Source organism: Polynucleobacter sp. 35-46-11 (assembly GCF_002281105.1).
In genome coordinates, this window is the sequence record NZ_NCFJ01000326.1 from 1 (window position 1) to 2,909 (window position 2,909).

The 2,909-nt window shown below is 45.3% G+C and carries 2 protein-coding genes; both read right to left on the bottom strand.

Translation table 11 applies throughout. From position 1 onward, the window contains the following. Nucleotides 1-214 precede the first annotated feature (214 nt). Entirely contained in the window at nt 215-718 is a 504-nt protein-coding gene (locus B7Y67_RS14325) for a hypothetical protein (RefSeq protein ID WP_215300971.1), read from the bottom strand. A gap of 95 nt (nt 719-813) precedes the next feature. Beyond that, a partial coding sequence (locus B7Y67_RS14330; RefSeq protein ID WP_293599220.1) for a malate synthase G occupies nt 814-2,909 on the bottom strand: 2,096 nt, incomplete at its 5' end.

Sequence of the window (2,909 nt, forward strand, 5' to 3'; positions counted from 1 at the left end):
CCTTTAGTCTGAAGCCTTTAGTGGCAGTTAAGAACTTCTTCGCCATATTAGCAGCTGCTTTTGTAGAAGCTAAGGCAATGGAGTACAAAACACGTAAAACTAGTGGAAACTGGTAATTTATTGCTGATTTAGCCTGTTTTTTGACCATTTTTGGTCTTTTTTGAGAAATAAGCCTTTGAATCTTCGAAGGCTTTTTTCTTTTTAACTCTAGAGATTAGACCTTAATGTAATAACCATAAACACATCTCGAGCCACCTCGAGACGGGTTGTGAGTATCTTGAATTACGCCTTCAATTACCGCACTTAAGTGTTTAGAAACCTTCACAATTAATCTACCTTCAGGTAGCTCACTGGCCACTAAATGCACTTGGCAGCCAGCCCCAATCTTCATGGTCGGAACCCATTTAAAGCCATGACCTAGGATGTAGTCGTGAAAGACATTGCGATGATTGCCATTGCGTGGCGAGGAACCCTTCGCAGAAAGTCTCCTAGCTAACTTATCATTTCGGAGTTCTGCATAGGCTGCATTAGCAATACGAAGGTCTTCATAGACCTGCATATAAGGCAACTCTGCAGCAATGGCGATGGCACGGACAACACAGTCACCAGCTCCACCCTTAAAGCCTGCTACCTCCCTACCCCCATCATTAAATTGAAACCCCAGCGCATGACCACGTGCTGCAACACGCCTGGTAAAGGGATTTAGAAAGCTAAACATGATATGGCTAAAGACTTATATAGTTGGCAAGTAAAAAGAAAAATGGACTTGCCTTTCGACAAATCCATTTCGCTCATGAGGACAAGAAATAAAGATTAAGCGTGAGCCTTCTTCACCTCTAAGCGCCATGCATGAAGCAAAGGCTCGGTATAGCCATTAGGCTGCTCTAGGCCTTTGAAAATCAGATCACTTGCTGCTTTATAAGCATAAGAGTCTTTGTAATTTGGCATCATCGGCTGGTACAGAGGATCGCCAGCATTTTGACCGTCAACTACTTTAGCCATACGCTGCAAAGACTCATTCACCTGAGCTTCAGTAACAATGCCATGCAATAGCCAGTTAGCAATATGCTGACTAGAAATACGCAAAGTTGCACGATCTTCCATCAAACCTACATTATGAATATCTGGCACTTTAGAGCAACCAACACCTTGGTCAATCCAGCGAACCACATAACCCAAGATACCTTGGCAATTGTTATCCAACTCTTGCTGAATTTCTTCTTTAGACCAGTTAGCTTTTTCCACTACTGGAATGGTCAACAAATCATTGATCAAGGCTTCAGCTTCAGCAGCCGTATCTAACTGCTCCATCTCTTTTTGTAGTTGAGCGACATTCACCTGGTGATAATGCAAAGCATGCAATGTTGCCGCAGTAGGTGAAGGCACCCAAGCAGTATTTGCACCTGCCTTTGGATGAACAATCTTTTGCTCAACCATAGCCTTCATCAGATCTGGCATTGCCCACATACCCTTACCAATCTGAGCGCGACCACGCAAGCCACAATCTAAACCAGCCAGAACGTTACGACGCTCATAAGCTGACAGCCACTTACTGGTCTTCATATCGCCCTTGCGCATCATTGGACCTGCATGCATTGCTGTATGCATTTCGTCACCAGTGCGGTCTAGGAAGCCAGTATTAATAAAGGCTACGCGAGCACCAGCGGCAGCAATCGCTGCCTTGATATTGGCGCTCATACGACGCTCTTCATCCATGATGCCAAGCTTCACGGTATCCGCGGGCAAGCCCAGCAACTTCTCAACACGACCAAAGAGCTCACCAGCGAAGGCAACCTCTTCTGGACTGTGCATTTTTGGCTTAACAATATAAACAGAGCCTTTACGAGTATTGCCAATTGCCTGAGTTGCAGGACGATTAATGTCATACAAAGCAATCAATACCGTAACTACTGCGTCCAAGATACCTTCATAAATCTCTTTACCTTCACCAGTGATAATCGCTGGGTTAGTCATCAAGTGACCAACGTTACGAAGGAATAATAAAGAACGGCCATGCAAAGTAACTACACCGTCTTTAGCATCCACTGCGCCAATGCCTGCTTTGTATTGACGATCTGGATTGAGGGTGCGAGTGAAAGTTTTTCCACCTTTGCTCACTTCTTCAACCAAAGTGCCCTTGAGAATGCCTAACCAGTTTTCATAGGCAAGAACTTTGTCATCGCCATCAACAGCAGCAATCGAATCTTCCAAGTCCAAAATAGTAGAAAGAGCGGCTTCAAGCACAACATCGTTAACGCCAGCAGCGTCGCTTGCACCAATCGTTTTAGTCTTATCAATCTCGATATCAATATGCACACCGTTATTACGCAGGAGCACTGAAGAAGGTGCAGCAGCATCACCTTGATAGCCAACAAATTGCTTCTCATCAGCAAGGCCTGTTTTGCTACCATCCTTCAGGCTAACTACTAACTTGTTGCCATCAACCGCATACGCAGTAGCATCCGCATGTGAACCCTTAGCAAGAGGTGCCGATTGATCTAAAAACTTGCGGGCAAATGCAACAACCTTGGCACCACGAATCGCGTTATAGCCACCCGCCTTAGTTGCGCCATCTTCTTCAGAAATAACGTCAGTACCGTAAAGAGCGTCATACAAAGAGCCCCAACGTGCATTAGCGGCATTCAGTGCATAGCGGGCATTGAGCACTGGAACGACCAATTGCGGTCCAGCTTGAAGGGCCAACTCATCATCAACGTTCTTGGTAGTGCCAAGAACTTTTCCTGGCACGTCATCGAGATAGCCAATTTCCTTGAGATGCTTACGATAAGCGGGCATATCCTTAATCGGACCAGGATTGGCCTGATGCCATTTATCCAAGTCCACTTGCAAACGGTCACGCTTAGCCAATAAAGCTTCATTTTTAGGGCTTAGGTCTTTGACGATTTCGT

Excerpts from the sequence above, each read along its gene's own strand:
- B7Y67_RS14325 (WP_215300971.1), bottom strand. The coding sequence starts at position 718 with ATGTTTAGCTTTCTAAATCCCTTTACCAGGCGTGTTGCAGCACGTGGT.